Here is a 14432-nt window from a genome sequence, read left to right as displayed (position 1 = left end):
CGCCGGAAACCCATCCCTTTTCCAGTCTGCTTTGCGGTGACGCTCAGAGATCAACTTATGCCCTGATCCAGCCCTGCAATCGCCTCTGGTTCGCCGGTCATCGCGCGGGCGAGCCTTTCTCCGGTTGCTGGGCCAAGGGTAAAACCCTGATGTCCGTGCCCAAAATGCAGCCAAAGCCCCTTGTGACGCGGCGCCTGGGTGACCAGCGGCAGCATTCCCGGCAGGCAGGGGCGTGTACCGGACCAGGCTTTTTGTTCGACTGCATTCCCGATTTCCAGCAGTTCACGTGCCGCGCGCTCTCCGTGCAGCAGCTGGCGCGGATGGTCGACAGCCCGGCGCGACAGTTCCGCCCCGGTGGCAAGGCGCAGGCCCAGCTTCATGGGGGACAGGACAATGTTGCGCTCTGCGTCAACAACCGAACGGTTCAGCCCGTGCGCACCGTCGAAGTGCAGATGATAGCCGCGCTTGGCCACCATCGGAACATGGTAGCCAAAAGGGCGCAGCAGTTCGGGGGACCAGGGGCCAAGTGCGACAACGACCTGCGCGGCCTCGATCCCTGCCGCGCGCCACCCGGCGCCGCGCTGCTCAAGCGTGGTGGCGTCGCCAACCATGATGCGCCCGCCGCGCTGTTCGAACAACGCGGCATAAGCCTGCACCAGCCCGCCCGGATCGCTTGCGCGCCACGGACCCGACCACAAAACTGCGCCCGCTAACCGCCCCCTGAGCCCGGGTTCCGCCCGGTGAAGGTCCTCTCCCGAGAAAATCGTATTCGCGTGACCGTAAAGCCGCGCCACCCTGCGCGCATTCGTTTCCGCCGCATAGAAGGCGCTTTCTGTGCGGTACACTTCCCAATATCCGTCGCGCTGGATGATATTGTCCGCCCCGGCGGCAGTGATCAGCGGTGCATGGGCAGGAATGGCCTCGGAAATCAGCTGGTGGTACAGCTGAGTCGCCTTTGCATGTTGGCTGGGTCTGGACGCCATCCAATAGCGCAACAATGCTCCCGCCTGACCGGGCAGCGCCAGAGGATCCAGCGCGACGGCATTTCCCTGACCTAGTGCAAGTTGCAGCAGACTGATGGGCGAACGCGGCAGCGCATAAGGCTCGGATGCCTCTGACTGAAGGATTCCGGCATTGCCATAGCTCGTCTCTTGCCCGGGCGCGCCACGGTCAAGGATCACACAGTTCAACCCGCGCGCCTGCAATGCCAGCGCGGCGCCCAGACCGGCCATCCCGGCACCGAGGATAAGAACATCGCTCATGCCATCCCCTGTAGGCAGGGGCGCCCTGTTAGGGCGACGTCTGGCAGGAACGGGTTTCGGAACGTCATCGGCGCAAGCTCCTTCGGCGGTATCAAATTCAGGACGGGCAGCAGGATGGCCGGACGATCCTGACGTCACCAAAGCGGCTTTTTGTGGCGGATGCAAACCGGTCCTTTGTCCGTCAATTCACGTAGGGATTTTCACATTCCCGTCAAGGCATTGCTTGCCGGGGATCGGCATGGCTTTATACAGGTCACCCTACAGGAACCGTCCATGTTCGACGCCGCCGCCCGCAAGCTGATCGATCCGCCGCTGAACGCGGTCGGCTGTCGTGTTGCGGCATTTGGCGTCACGGCCAATCAGGTCACCCTTCTGGGGTTGGGTCTGGGGCTGATGGCGGCGGCGATGATCTGGTCCGGGGCACCACTGATCGCCCTGGTTCCGCTTCTGCTGTCGCGCCTGGCCGACGGATTGGATGGCGCTGTCGCCCGCGCCAGCCACGCGACCGACTTTGGCGGATACCTCGACATCGCCTCTGATTTTCTGTTTTACGGGGCTGTGCCGCTGGCCTTTGTTCTGTTGGACCCGACCACCAATGGCATGGCAGGGGCCTTTCTACTGGCATCCTTCTATTTCAACGGCACCACCTTCCTGGGCTATGCCATTCTTGCTGAAAAGCGCGGGATGGAAACTTCGGCCCAAGGTTCCAAGTCGCTCTACTTCTCAAACGGTCTGCTTGAGGGGGCCGAAACCATCGGTTTCTTCGTGCTCCTCTGCCTTCTGCCGGTATATTTCGCACCGCTCGCCTGGATTTTTGGCGCACTTTGCTACGCCACCGCAACTCTACGCATTCTGGCCGCACGCCAGATTTTCAAAGACTGAACCGGAGACAACATGCCCCGCCTATCCACCGCCCTTCCCCTGCTGGCTGCCCTCACGGCGCCACTGCCTGCACTCTCTGACGGTCTTGACCCATCTGATTGGGATTCGGTGTTGGAGCAGGCGCAGGGCCAGACCGTCTATTGGCACGCTTGGGGCGGGTCGACTGCGACCAATGACTTTATTGCCTGGATTGGCGAGCAGGCGGCCAAGCAGGGTGTGACGCTAGAGCATGTGAAGCTCTCTGACACAGCCGATGCCGTGACCCGGGTGTTGAATGAAAAACAGGCCGGTCGTGACGATGACAGCGCGGTCGACATGATCTGGATAAACGGCCCGAATTTCGCCGCGATGAAGGAGGCGGATCTTCTGTTTGGCCCTTTCGCCGAACAGCTTCCGAACTGGCAGTATGTGGATACCGAGGGCAAAACCGTCCAGTCGGATTTCACTGTCCCGACCGAAGGATACGAATCTCCCTGGGCGATGGCTCAGGTTGTCTACATGTACGACACGGCGGACATGGAGCCGCAGCCCTCTGCAGAGGCAATCCTGAAATGGGCCCAAGCCAATCCCGGTCGGTTTACCTATCCGCAGCCACCGGACTTCCTTGGCTCTACCTTCCTCAAGCAGACGCTGATCGAGCTGACGGATAACAGCGATGTCCTGTCAGGGTCGGCTGATGAGGCAGATTATGCGGCTGTCACAGCCCCCTTGTGGGAATACCTTGACGCCCTCACGCCAGTTCTGTGGCGTTCGGGGTCGGCTTATCCGGCGACCGGGCCTGCGCAATTGCAACTGATGGCGGATAACGAAATCGACCTCGCCATTTCATTCAGCCCGGGCGAGGCGTCGACCGCCATCGCCAACAACCAGTTGCGCGACACGGTGCGCACCTTCGTTCTGGAAAACGGCACCCTGGGAAATGCCTCTTACGTGGCGATCCCGTATAATTCGGGCTCCAAGGCCGGGGCGATGGTCGTTGCAAATACCTTGCTGTCGCCCGAAGCGCAGGCGCGTGCGCAGGATCCGGCCATCCTTGGCTATGGCACGGTGCTGTCGATGGACAAGCTGTCGCCGGAAGAACGCGAAACCTTTGACGCTCTTGAGCTTGGCATTGCGACGCTGACCCCCGCCGAACTGGGTTCAGCCCAGCCCGAACCACATCCGAGCTGGATGTCGCGTGTAACCGAGGACTGGACTCGCCGCTATGGGGCCGGACAATGACCTGATGCGCCTGCTGGCCCCACTTTGGGCCGGGAAAAACGGTGGGTCTGGACGGCTTTCAGCAGTGGGGCTGATCCCGGCGCTGACTCTAATGGCGATGCTCGGGCCGGTCTGTGCAGGGCTGCTGGGAACGCTGATGCCATCGCTTGGCTACCTCCCCGCGGCGGGGCTTTCGACCCTCTCATTCGATCCATTTATACAGCTATTCGAGTGGCCCGGCCTGCCGGTGGCCATGCGCCTGTCAATCAGCACCGGCCTCTTGGCGACCTTGTTGTCGCTGGGTGTCGTCACGCTGACGTTGGCAGGCTGGTATGACACGGGTCCCTTTCGGGTTCTCGAACGTTTGTTGTCGCCCCTGTTGTCGGTGCCGCATGCCGCAGCGGCCTTTGGTCTTGCCTTCCTTGTCGCGCCCTCTGGCTGGCTGTCGCGGATCGCTTCGCCCCTGACCGGATGGGTCAGGCCCCCGGACGTTCTGATACTACAGGACGAATGGGGTCTGACCCTGACTGCAGGGATGGTCGCGAAAGAGGTGCCGTTCCTGTTGCTCATGGCATTGGCCGCACTGGGGCAGGCGGATGCACGTCGTCGGATGCGGGTGGCGCAGGCGCTGGGATATGGGCGTATCACTGGCTGGCTGAAGACCGTCTTTCCGCCGGTCTATGCCCAGATCCGCCTGCCGGTCTATGTGGTGCTGGCATATTCCATGTCAGTCGTCGACGTGGCGATGATTCTCGGCCCTTCGACCCCTGCGCCGCTGTCGGTGCAGGTCGTCCGCTGGATGAGCGATCCGGATCTGTCCCAGCGCCTCACCGCCGCTGCCGCTGCCCTGCTGCAGGGGGGGCTGGTGCTGACCGCGTTGACGCTGTGGCGCGCCGGAGAAGCCGTGGTCGCACGATTGGGTGTCCTCTGGATCGCAAGGGGAAGCCGGGGCGCGCTGGATCCTGTTCTGCGGCCTCTTGGCCTGGCGTTGGGGGCGATGTCGGCCCTTGCCGTGCTGGCTGGGCTGGCAGGGCTCGCGGTTTGGTCCTTTGCGGGCTACTGGGCTTTCCCCGAGGCCCTGCCGCAGAGTTTCGATTTGCGCAGCTGGGCGCGACACCTTCCGGGCATCCTGTCAACGGGCGGAACCACGGTGCTGATTGCCGTTCTGGCGACGGGCCTTTCGCTGATCCTTGTCATCGGGTGCCTCGAATCCGAATTCCGCAGCGGGCAAAACCTGACCCAGCGCGGTCTCTGGCTGATCTATCTGCCGCTGCTGGTGCCGCAGACCGCTTTTTTGCCAGGGCTGCAGACCCTGCTGCTCAGCCTTGGCGCGGATCGTGCGATCTGGGCCGTGGTCCTGGCCCATCTCGTGTTTGTGCTGCCTTATGCCTTTTTGTCGCTGGGCGATCCGTGGCGCGCATGGGACAGGCGCAACAGCACTGTGGCGGCAGCGCTTGGAGCCTCGCCTCGCGGGGTCCTGTGGCGGGTACGCCTCCCGATGCTACTGCGCCCCATCCTGACCACAGCGGCCGTCGCCTTTGCGGTCTCGGTCGGACAGTATCTGCCGACGCTGCTGGTGGGTGGGGGGCGTGTGTCGACCCTAACGACAGAGGCCGTCGCGCTTGCCTCGGGCGGCGACCGGCGTGCAATTGGCGTTTACGGCGTATCCCAGACACTGGCCGTGCTGGGGCCCTTCATTCTGGCGCTGGCAGTGCCCGCCGTGGTCTGGCGCAACCGGAGGTCTCTGCATGGCTGACAGTCTGATCTTGCACAATGTTCGAATCAGTCGGAGGGGCGCGCCGTTGGTAAGCATTGATCACACAATCGCCCCAGGCACAGTGCTGACCGTCATGGGGCCGTCGGGCGTTGGGAAATCAACGCTGTTGTCCTATGTCGCTGGCACGCTGTCACCGGATTTCGAGGCTTCTGGCAAGGTCTGCCTCGGCGCTACGGACATCACCGATCTGCCACCCGCGAAACGTCGCATTGGCATTCTTTTTCAAGATGATCTGCTGTTCCCGCACCTGTCGGTCGGGGCAAACTTGGCTTTTGGTCTGCGCCCTGGCGGCACACGCGCTCACCGGCGGCAGCGGATCGAGTCTGCCTTGTCGGATATCGAATTGGAGGGCTACGCTGATCGCGATCCCGCGACTCTCTCAGGGGGGCAAAAGGCGCGAGTGGCCCTGATGCGAATGCTGCTGTCGGAACCGCGAGCACTCCTGCTGGACGAGGCGTTCTCGGGGCTCGATGTGTCATTGCGGCGGCAGATACGGGCGCTGGTCTTTGACCGCGCGCGGCGGATGCATCTGCCTGTTCTGATGGTGACCCACGATCAGGAGGATGCTGAGGCTGCAGGTGGTGCGGTGGAAAGGTTGACAGTGGCCAACCTTTCCGCGTGATCAGTTTCCGGCGGCAGCAACCGTTGTGTTGATGATGGTCGGAGTGATCTGGTTGATGACGCGATTCCAGCGGGTGATCGGTTGTTCTGCAACAAAGATCACATCATTGGGGCGCAGTTCAAACCGCGTGGCCAGCAACAGGTTCGCGGCATTGCTCGCGTCCAACTGCCATGCCGTCAGTGCGGAAAATTCCCTTGGGTCGGCCGAGCCGCGTAGTACATAGATTTTGCTCACATTCCCTGTGATCGTGGGAATACCGCCCTGACTGTAAAGCGCATCGGCAAGCGACGCGGTGTTCCCGAATGGCAGGGGAAAGCGGCTTTGTTTTTCAACTTCTCCAGCGAGATAGACGTAGTCGCGGCCAGCCGAATCCAGCTCGATCTGTGTCATGAAATTATCACGCGTTTCAGTCAACGCGCCGCGGCGGATCGCGACTTCGGCATTCAACTCGTTCAGTGCCGAAATGCGTGACTGCTGGCGGAAATTCGCGATCTGGATCTGTTCGGCGAAATAGGCCTGAGCGAGGTCCAGTTCATAGGTCGTGTCGACAAAAACGCTGTCACCGTCGATCAGGGGAACGCGTTGCAGGCCACGGTTGGAATAAAGCTCCGTCAGCGGGATCTGATACAGATTGCCGTCGCGGTAGATGCGGACCGAGGCATAATCCTGATCCGTCACGGTGATACCGCCTGCCGCCGCAAGAGCCTCGTCAAGGTAGAGGGGGGTCAGTGAGATCGGAGCAACGGTTGGTTTGGCCACAGCGCCGCCAATCGATACTTTCTTGGAGTTGAATTCGGCAATTTCCAAGCTGAATGTGGGGTCGATCTGTTTTTCGACCAGACGCTGGAAAAGTTCCGCTTCGGCCGATTCAAGGGTCAGGCCAGCAACCACGACCCGCCCGACATTGGGGATCGAGATGGAGCCGTCATCTTGTACGGTATAACCTTGGCGTGAATTGGACGCGGCCAAAAGTCCGGTCAATTGTTCGACTGTCGATCCGGTCTGGGGGGTGGCGAGCAGAATAACATCGCCAATTCCGATCTGGTAAGGTTGCACCGGAGCAGGGGGCGGCAGACGGGTTTCCATGGAAAGCGGCTTGATGCGCTGATCCAAGACTGAATCTGGAACAGCGCCGCCGCTGCGTAGTCCACTACCAGTACCAGCGGTCTGGAAGAAGGCGGCCGGAAGGGTTTTGGGGCTGTAGGCGGACCTGTTGGCTACAAGTGTCGATTCTGCCGTGATGGGCAGTACGCGGACCTTAGAATCTGTCTGCGCAAAAGAATTTATCGACGGCGAATTATACGCTACACCGCACCCGGCGAGCGCTGCCAGAAACAGAGAAATCAGCGCGTTTTTTATCATGTTTCCCAGCGTCCTTCGTTATTGTCTGCAAATTTGCGTATAACAAGGATAAGCACGATGAGCCATCTTGCGCGACAAAGAAAAAGCGAACCCCGCTAAAGGTTCGCTTTCATGTCACACCCTGTGAAAGGGGATAGTTACTGGATAAAGATCGGGGTCTGCGATGCAGAGCTGCCTGTTGAGCCGCCGACGGCACCAGATGCAGCAACGCCACCAACGACGACGATCGTGCCGATGAGGCCAGCAGTCGCGCCAGCGCCGAGTCCACCAAGGCCAAAGGCAGCTGAGATACCTTGCGACGAAACAATTCCGTTAGCTTTTTGAACGGGCTTAATCTGCTCCGCGTTCACAGCGGAACCGAGAAGCAATGCGGCGGACGCAACGATGGCGATAAAACCAGTCTTCATATTTTGTCTCCTTGTTAAAAAACTCCCTTTGTCTTCTAACCTAAGAACTTGCTTTTTTCAAATCCTATTGTTCAAAGATGCTGGGCATTTTAGATATTGAGGTCGACGTGTTGCAAGTTTTTGCACCCTATTCCTTAACCAGTTCTGTGTCCGCGTAGCCCACATTCGGACCCACCCACTGACGTGTTTTACGCATCAGCCCGCGGCCATCCAGCCAATAACGGTTCTGGAAGGTTATTTCGGGGCCGACGCAGTCCTCCGTTACTCGTAACGTGTTGAAATTGCCTGCCAGGGTGCTGACCGGTACGTTGGGCCGGATCGCGTAGGTACATACGAACGCTTTGGCCTCAAGATGATCCTCGCCGTTCAGGTACCGATGAATGCGCGCAGATGTGTTGATTTCGCCGCGTATGGCGGCGCCGATCCTCCCTAGGTCAGTGGTCATCAAATCGCCACCAAGCCCCCTGGTTTCGGTGAGAATCCCCGATTCCAAGGTAAGGGTCACGCCATCCTGGGTTTGCCATATCTGACGCAAGCCATTCTGCTGCACCAGTAGCGCGCCGGCCTGAAGACCCCGGTCCGGGAGGTCGACCAGCAGCAAAGGCTGGTTGAAATTTTCCAAAACCTCAGGGGTGAGTGTTTGACGCAGATTTACCTTTGGCGGCGGTGAGAAAAGCCCGCGCAGGGCGTTTCGCACCATGCCAACCTGCTGGATGTTCGGATCCGAACCGCATGAGGCAAGTGTCATAGCGACACAGAGGGCGAGCGAAATTTTCCTCATCTCCAGAACCGTCCCCATTCAGATTGCAGTTTTGGCTGGTGAAAATCGCGGACGCCTTCGTAGAGTCGTCCAGACACGTCAAGACGCGCTCCACCATCACGTTGAACAGGGCGAAGTGTGCGGCTGATACTGCGTTGTGTCAGGGTTCCTGTCAGAACAGACAGTGGGATCTCGAACTGGATGCCCTTATCAAACGATCCTTCGCCGAAATCATCAAAGGAAACGGCAGTGAAGGTGGCGAAAGCGCCGATTCGGATGCCGTTGTCGAATTCCCGACTGGCCGACAAAGTTGCGCCCCAGTCACCTGCCAGATAGCGACCTGCATCGACCTGATAGATAAAGCCACCTTCGGCGTCATAGTATGTCGAAAGATGACCGGTCATCACTTCGTAGTCCTGAAAGCCGAAGTCCTGATCGAAGTCTCGCTGACGGGCGTAGTTTGCCTCGACGCCAAAGGCCAAGCGGCTGGCCACGGGTTTCCACAAAAGCTCTCCGGACACCCCGCCGTACATGGATTCAAGGTAGCCGACTGTCACACGGCCATAGAGGTCTTCGCCGGGGCGGAAATATTTCGCCGCTGTCAGGCTGGAAAGAGCGGTTTGGCCTTCGCGTGCATAGATGCCGAAATCCGATCGGACATGCCGGATTTCCGAATTCGACGGATCCGCTTCGTCCTGATTACCCGTCAGCCGGTGACGGATGCCGCCCTGAAACACCAGCCCGGGCTGAAGTTCGTAGCGGGCATTTAACTCGACCCCAAGGTCCAATCGGATCGGCTGTCGCGGGTCGAAGTAGCTAGCCGAAAGATAAGGTCCGAAGCCCCAGGTGAAATCGGGAAATGCCAGCCGGGTCGGAGCGATTCCGTCAGGTGGATAGGCATCCGAGATGTCGGCGCGGGCCAAGGTCTGCCAAGCACCGTCAGGGGAATGAACCAGTTCCTCAATGTCACTGCGCTTCAGGGTCATCCGAGATGTTGGCATACCGTCGCTGGTTACCGGTGTCAGAACGAAAGTTTCGACCGAGGCGGGCATTAGCTGTGTAAGGATACGGGTTGCGCGACCGATGGCCTGGGCGGAATTGCTGTACTGTTCGTTGCGAAATCGCACATGAACCGATCGGGCATCGACAGCAAGCGCATCCAGTCGCAGACCGTTGTTCGCAAAGACCTCTGAAACGTTGTCCCGCAGGATTTCTGCGCCGTCGGCTTGCTGCGTCCATCCCAGATCTGCGGATGCACCTGCGGCTCGCATGGCGACCAAGGGTGGCGCGGCTTCTATGCCACCGGGGCGTTTGTTCGGGTTTTTCGGGTTGAAGGTGTAGGTCAGCCGCACCGCAGCTTCGGAACCGTAAAGATAGGCCGCGCTCAGATCCAGACCATTGCTGAACCGGTAGCTTGCACCGATATTAATCGGTGAATTGAGGTCGATCAGCCCGCGCGCGCTCTCTGCCACATAGGCATCCGACGAATATTCCGCCGTCAGGACAAGCTGGTCATTGAGCTGGTATTGCAGTCCGCCAAAAAGTGCTGCGTCGCCCCGGAACCATTGACCGGTGTCCAGCTGGCCAGTCTGGCCAATGCCGCCGGAATCTTCGGGGCGGGACTTTAGGCTGTTGCCTAGAATGCCGAGTGGGTTGCTGAACCCGTTGTAGCTGCCAAACCGGCCCCAGCCGATACCACCGGTCGCCCGGAGACGCCCGAAGGTCTTGGTCGCCGCGACATATTCGCCGGCGTAGATGCCCGTGCCGCCAAAGTCTTGAAGTCCGACAGTCACTGCAGGAAGGAGGTCAGTTTCCGGGTTAAGCAGATAGCGCAGGTCGAAACTGCGGTCGTAGTATGCCTCTGAATCTCTGGAAAAATCTTGTATGTAGCTATACCGAAACACGCCAGAGAGCCGCGGAGTGATCTGGAAATACGCGGAGTTGCGCACGGTCCCGCTAAAGATACCTACGGAAAAGGCGAGGTCCGCGTCCGCCATTGCGTGACCCGTGGGCATGTCGATCATACCCGGGACGCCCATGAAGTTAAGCGTTGGGCGGCTCCACGGTTTGTGTTGCGGCTGATCCTGTGCACGCCCGAAGCCAGCGGCACCTGTACTCAGGGCCATCGCGATACCAGCGTAGCCGACACAATTTTTCAGTGAGAAAGTCTTCATGAATACCTTATGCGCACGCAGTTCGGATGCTTCGGGTCTGCCGAGCGGGTGATCGCGTTAGCAAGAAATCTTCACACCCAATTGAATAATGATCACTTGGATGTAGATAATAAACAGCATAACTGAGCCTCATGCGATTTTTTTTCCGGAAATGTGCCCCTAAGCCCACATTCGATTCCCCGTTGGTGCCAGAGGTACCTTTTTTTGCGGTGGGCGATGTCCATGGCTGTCTGGACCTGTTGCTGAGCCTGTTGCATAAACTGGGCGAGACGGGACATCCTGATGCGAAACTGATCCTGGTCGGGGATTACGTCGACCGGGGGGAGCAGAGCCGGGAGGTTCTGGAGTTGCTGCAGTCCATGCAATCGGAACATCCGGGCGAAATCATCTGCCTGATGGGAAACCATGAACGCATGCTGCTGGATTTTCTCGACGATCCCGTACGGCATGGTCCGCGCTGGCTTGCGACTGGTGGCCTTCAGACCCTGGCCAGCTATCGCATCGCTGCGGTATCACAGAATTCTGGCCAGGAAGCTTGGGTCACCATTCGTGATAAGTTTCGCGAAGCACTTGGCCCGACCGAAAAGTGGTTACGTGAACTGCCGCTGATTTGGCGCACCGGGAACGTTGCGGTGGTGCATGCCGCCGCACAGCCTTCGCAGCCGATTGGAGAGCAAGACGATAAGGTGTTGTTGTGGGGGCATCGGGACTTTGCCAAAATTCCCCGGGGCGACGGAATTTGGGTGGTCCACGGCCATACCATCACTGATTGTCCCCAGCCGCTGCAGGGACGCATCGCCTTAGACACTGGAGCCTATGCCACTGGGCGGTTGACAGCAGCACTTGTGGAGCAAGGTTCGGTTCGGTTTTTCTGACATTGCGCGTCAGGACAGGGGGCCTCCAGAACGCTCTGATTTCAGAGCGTTCTGCGAGTGTATTTCTATTTTCCGGTCCGATTTACGACAGAGTTGGCTGTGGCGAGGATGATTTTTACGTCGGTCCGCAGTGATATGGAGGAAACGTATTCCACATCCATGTTGACGCGTTCATCATAGCTCACATCGTTGCGTCCAGAGACCTGCCATAGCCCGGTAATTCCCGGCGCCATAGAGACATAAATCCGCTTATAGGGCCCGTACTTCTTTAGCTCTTCGCGGACGATGGGGCGGGGGCCGACAAAGCTCATGTCGCCCTTTATCACGTTCCAGATCTGAGGAAGTTCGTCGAGGCTGCTCTTGCGCAGGAAGTTGCCCAGCGGGGTGATCCGGGGGTCGTTGCTCAGCTTGTGGTCGCGGCTCCATTCGTCGGCGGCCTCAGGATGCTCGGCCAGATAATCCCGCAATTTACGTTCTGCATCAAACACCATCGACCGAACCTTCCAGCACGGAAATACCTTGCCATTGCGGCCGATGCGGCGGTGACCAAAGAAACCGGGGCCCCCGTCGCGTCGAACCAGTAGCCAGAGCACAAGAAGTACGGGCGCAATGACGGGCAAGAGAAGGATGGCTAGCACAACATCGAAAACACGCTTGCCGCGGCGGGCGTAGATGCTTTCAACGGGAGAGTTGGTTTCATGGTCGCTTGTCGTGGCGGGGGCGTGAATATCGCCTATCCAATTGCCATTATACGACTGTTTCGTGCTCATGTCGGAAGCTCCAACTTCGGTAATCTAGGAATTTATTCGGGTTCGCTTCAGTTTGGGCTTGGTAAAATTGTCGTTCGCCGTGTTTGGTGGCAAAATTACTGATCAAAAGAGGTGTTCTTGGTCTGGGCATTTCTTGCCCGCTTATTAAGGATATCGTCTAGCCAACATGAGTCGGGATGTGAACAATAATGAGATATTAATAAATCGTTACGCACCGCACAACAACTGTGCATTCTGTCAGGTTTTGGCCACATTTCTGTGTCAAACTGTAGAGGGAAATCCCCTCAAATAATGTTAACCTTTTGATAATAATAGTTAATATTATGATGCCGCCGGTTCGGGTTGTCCCGTTGAACTCGCCGTTAACCAAATTTTAAAAAGTTCGGAAATTTTCTTACGCGTTCGTTTTTTGTGCAAATGATGCAGTTCAGCCAGCGCCGCCGAATTTATATGCGTACTTAGAATTGTGGTGGCGTTAAAGAGATCTCGCTATGGGTGTATTTTACCTTGCGGCTGATCTCTGGAACGCGCTTTCCACCACCAAGACGATCTGACACGTCATGATGTGCAAGGTGATTCTCTTTTAGCTTAAGAATCGAAATCAACAGGACGGAGCATTCTGATTACGCAAAGTATGCATCATCGCAGATCTATGCGTAAAATGGGGCGACTGACGGGGTTCGAACCCGCGACCGCTCGGACCACAACCGAGAGCTCTACCGCTGAGCTACAGTCGCCGCGGTGGCCCGGATTTAGCGAATGCTTTGCTGCTTGTCCATAGGCTTTTGGCTTAATTCCGCGGTCATTCCGTTTGGTAAATTCAGTACAAAGGCATTACGTATCAGAGTCTTACCAGAAAACTGACGAAAGGGGCCCCAAAACTTCAGATTCCCCGACCTAGCCGAAGTCCATTAATTGGGGCGTGATGCGGCAAAATCTGAGACTGTGATGTCCTTCTGGGTGCCTGTTGTCATGTCCTTGAGCTGATGTTTGCCATCTCGGACGATCCAGACATAGGGAATGCCTTTGTCGTTGGCGTACTTTAGCTGTTTGTCCAGTCGGGGCACATCCGGCAGAATCTCGACATTTGTGCCCGTTGCGCGTATCTGCGCAGCCAGCGCCTCGGCCTCAACTTCGGTCAGCGACGCGTCGCCAGCCACCAAAACCTCGGTCGGTGTGCTGCGCCCAGTTTCCAGCAGGCCTTCAGTCAACAGCTTGGTGAAAATCCGGGTCAGACCAATGGAAATGCCGACACCGGGCAGCTTGCGTTTCATGAATTGCCCGACGAGGTTTTCGTACCGCCCGCCCGCACAGATCGACGGGTAGCCTGGGAAGTCTATGAATCGTGCCTCATAAACCACGCCAGTATAATAGTCGAAGCCGCGCGAAATCGCGAGGTCGCCGTCAATGATGAAGCCGTCGGGTCGGCTCTTCTCGACCTTGGCTAGCAGAGTGCAGAGAGCATCGCGTCCAGCGTCGGCGTCGGGGTTCGACAGGCCAAGCGCATCCATGCCGTCGGATATTGCGTCGGGGCCGCCTTTGATCTGGCAAAACCGGATACAAGTGTCGATGCCGGTGGCATCAAGGCCCAGCTCGGTCGATAGGCGTTCGGATAGTTGTTCGGTGCTCAGTTTGTCGACCTTATCGAGGATGCGCGCAAGCAAGGTGCCGTCAGACAAACCCAGACATGCGGCAAGGCCGTCCATGATCTTGCGGTTGGAGACTTGGAACTTGACCGGTCCGACGTTGAGACGCGTAAGCGCGACAACTGCCATTTCCAGCATCTCGGCATCATAAGAGAGCGAGACGGTGTCGGCGTCGATTACGTCGATGTCGCATTGGGTGAATTCGCGGTAGCGTCCCTCTTGCGGGCGCTCGCCACGCCAGCAGCGTTGCATCTGATAGCGTTTGAATGGAAATGTAAGGTTGCCGTGCTGCTTGGCCACATACCGGGCGGTAGGAACGGTCAGGTCATAGTGCAGCGCCAGTTTGGCGCTGGCGTTTTCACCGATAGCGGCAAGCCGGGTCAGAGCATAGATCTCTTTGTCTACATCCTCACCCTTGGAGGCGAGCGTCTGCACCGTTTCGACCGAAGGCGTTTCGATATTTGCGTAGCCATAGCTCTCAAATACCTCGGCAAGCGTGGCCAGCCACTGCCGTTCCACATCACGGACAGCAGGGGTAAATTCGGGAAAGCCGCTGATTGCGAAATTGAGCTTGGTCTTGGCGCCTGCCATCTTGTCGTGCCCTTCGATCCATCGCCGTGCGGGGTCTGTGGCGGACCCGGTGACCCGGCTTTTTGACAGACTGGGTTTAGGGGCAATCCCATTGGACCACAACT

12 protein-coding genes and 1 tRNA gene are annotated in these 14432 nt (G+C 58.3%); 5 read left to right on the top strand and 8 right to left on the bottom strand.

Translation table 11 applies throughout. The features are described 5' to 3' along the window. Positions 1-50: 50 nt before the first annotated feature. A complete protein-coding gene (locus CHB75_RS09875) occupies positions 51-1262 on the bottom strand; it encodes an NAD(P)/FAD-dependent oxidoreductase (RefSeq protein ID WP_089270380.1) in 1212 nt (403 codons plus the stop codon). A gap of 273 nt (positions 1263-1535) precedes the next feature. Between CHB75_RS09875 and CHB75_RS09870 the strand changes: the two genes are divergently transcribed. The 4 genes from CHB75_RS09870 to CHB75_RS09855 all read left to right on the top strand — a co-directional run bounded on the left by CHB75_RS09870 (position 1536) and on the right by CHB75_RS09855 (position 5743). Next, a complete protein-coding gene (locus CHB75_RS09870) occupies positions 1536-2144 on the top strand; it encodes a CDP-alcohol phosphatidyltransferase family protein (protein ID WP_089270379.1) in 609 nt (202 codons plus the stop codon). A gap of 12 nt (positions 2145-2156) precedes the next feature. Beyond that, positions 2157-3365, top strand: a complete 1209-nt coding sequence (locus tag CHB75_RS09865) for an ABC transporter substrate-binding protein (protein ID WP_089270378.1) — start codon at positions 2157-2159, stop codon at positions 3363-3365. A 91-nt stretch (positions 3366-3456) separates the two neighbouring features. Further along, positions 3457-5100: an ABC transporter permease gene (locus CHB75_RS09860; RefSeq protein ID WP_245840872.1), complete on the top strand. Its 1644-nt coding sequence runs from the start codon at positions 3457-3459 to the stop codon at positions 5098-5100. Further along, complete coding sequence (locus CHB75_RS09855) at positions 5093-5743, top strand: ATP-binding cassette domain-containing protein (protein WP_089270377.1); 651 nt, start codon at positions 5093-5095, stop codon at positions 5741-5743. Before CHB75_RS09860 ends, CHB75_RS09855 begins: the two co-directional genes overlap by 8 nt. On the opposite strand, the gene CHB75_RS09850 is transcribed toward CHB75_RS09855, so the two are convergent. The 4 genes from CHB75_RS09850 to CHB75_RS09835 all read right to left on the bottom strand — a co-directional run bounded on the left by CHB75_RS09850 (position 5744) and on the right by CHB75_RS09835 (position 10446). Beyond that, complete coding sequence (locus tag CHB75_RS09850) at positions 5744-7105, bottom strand: polysaccharide biosynthesis/export family protein (RefSeq protein WP_176439105.1); 1362 nt, start codon at positions 7103-7105, stop codon at positions 5744-5746. A 137-nt stretch (positions 7106-7242) separates the two neighbouring features. Then, positions 7243-7512 (bottom strand): hypothetical protein, encoded by a 270-nt coding sequence (locus CHB75_RS09845; RefSeq protein ID WP_089270376.1) that lies wholly within the window; start codon positions 7510-7512, stop codon positions 7243-7245. A gap of 127 nt (positions 7513-7639) precedes the next feature. Then, the gene (locus CHB75_RS09840; protein ID WP_176439104.1) at positions 7640-8293 is read right to left on the bottom strand and encodes a YjbF family lipoprotein; all 654 of its coding nucleotides are present in this window, start codon (positions 8291-8293) and stop codon (positions 7640-7642) included. Next, positions 8290-10446, bottom strand: a complete 2157-nt coding sequence (locus CHB75_RS09835; protein WP_245840862.1) for a YjbH domain-containing protein — start codon at positions 10444-10446, stop codon at positions 8290-8292. The genes CHB75_RS09840 and CHB75_RS09835 overlap by 4 nt, the downstream gene beginning before the upstream one ends. 131 nt (positions 10447-10577) lie before the next feature. On the opposite strand from CHB75_RS09835, the gene CHB75_RS09830 reads away from it, so the two are divergent. Further along, positions 10578-11321, top strand: a complete 744-nt coding sequence (locus CHB75_RS09830; RefSeq protein WP_089270374.1) for a metallophosphoesterase — start codon at positions 10578-10580, stop codon at positions 11319-11321. A 65-nt stretch (positions 11322-11386) separates the two neighbouring features. Here CHB75_RS09830 and CHB75_RS09825 read toward each other — a convergent pair whose 3' ends face one another. The 3 genes from CHB75_RS09825 to hisS form a co-directional block, all read right to left on the bottom strand. Then, complete coding sequence (locus CHB75_RS09825) at positions 11387-12091, bottom strand: sugar transferase (RefSeq protein WP_089270373.1); 705 nt, start codon at positions 12089-12091, stop codon at positions 11387-11389. 662 nt (positions 12092-12753) lie between these two features. After that, positions 12754-12828 (bottom strand) — tRNA-His (locus tag CHB75_RS09820). Positions 12829-13002: 174 nt separating this feature from the next. Beyond that, entirely contained in the window at positions 13003-14328 is a 1326-nt protein-coding gene (gene hisS, locus CHB75_RS09815) for a histidine--tRNA ligase (RefSeq protein WP_089270372.1), read from the bottom strand. Positions 14329-14432: the final 104 nt, after the last annotated feature.

Origin of the sequence: Puniceibacterium sediminis (assembly GCF_900188035.1) — a bacterium.
GTDB lineage: Bacteria > Pseudomonadota > Alphaproteobacteria > Rhodobacterales > Rhodobacteraceae > Puniceibacterium > Puniceibacterium sediminis.
Note: the sequence above shows the minus strand (reverse complement) of the source record. Positions and strands in the feature narration are given on the sequence as shown.

Bases quoted from the DNA above. Each gene is read 5' to 3' on its own strand.
- CHB75_RS09875 (WP_089270380.1), bottom strand. From the start codon at position 1,262: ATGAGCGATGTTCTTATCCTCGGTGCCGGGATGGCCGGTCTGGGCGCC.
- CHB75_RS09830 (WP_089270374.1), top strand. From the start codon at position 10,578: ATGCGATTTTTTTTCCGGAAATGTGCCCCTAAGCCCACATTCGATTCC.
- CHB75_RS09860 (WP_245840872.1), top strand. From the start codon at position 3,457: ATGGCGATGCTCGGGCCGGTCTGTGCAGGGCTGCTGGGAACGCTGATG.
- CHB75_RS09840 (WP_176439104.1), bottom strand. From the start codon at position 8,293: ATGAGGAAAATTTCGCTCGCCCTCTGTGTCGCTATGACACTTGCCTCA.
- CHB75_RS09870 (WP_089270379.1), top strand. From the start codon at position 1,536: ATGTTCGACGCCGCCGCCCGCAAGCTGATCGATCCGCCGCTGAACGCG.
- CHB75_RS09835 (WP_245840862.1), bottom strand. From the start codon at position 10,446: ATGAAGACTTTCTCACTGAAAAATTGTGTCGGCTACGCTGGTATCGCG.
- CHB75_RS09855 (WP_089270377.1), top strand. From the start codon at position 5,093: ATGGCTGACAGTCTGATCTTGCACAATGTTCGAATCAGTCGGAGGGGC.
- hisS (WP_089270372.1), bottom strand. From the start codon at position 14,328: ATGGCAGGCGCCAAGACCAAGCTCAATTTCGCAATCAGCGGCTTTCCC.
- CHB75_RS09850 (WP_176439105.1), bottom strand. From the start codon at position 7,105: ATGATAAAAAACGCGCTGATTTCTCTGTTTCTGGCAGCGCTCGCCGGG.
- CHB75_RS09865 (WP_089270378.1), top strand. From the start codon at position 2,157: ATGCCCCGCCTATCCACCGCCCTTCCCCTGCTGGCTGCCCTCACGGCG.
- CHB75_RS09845 (WP_089270376.1), bottom strand. From the start codon at position 7,512: ATGAAGACTGGTTTTATCGCCATCGTTGCGTCCGCCGCATTGCTTCTC.
- CHB75_RS09825 (WP_089270373.1), bottom strand. From the start codon at position 12,091: ATGAGCACGAAACAGTCGTATAATGGCAATTGGATAGGCGATATTCAC.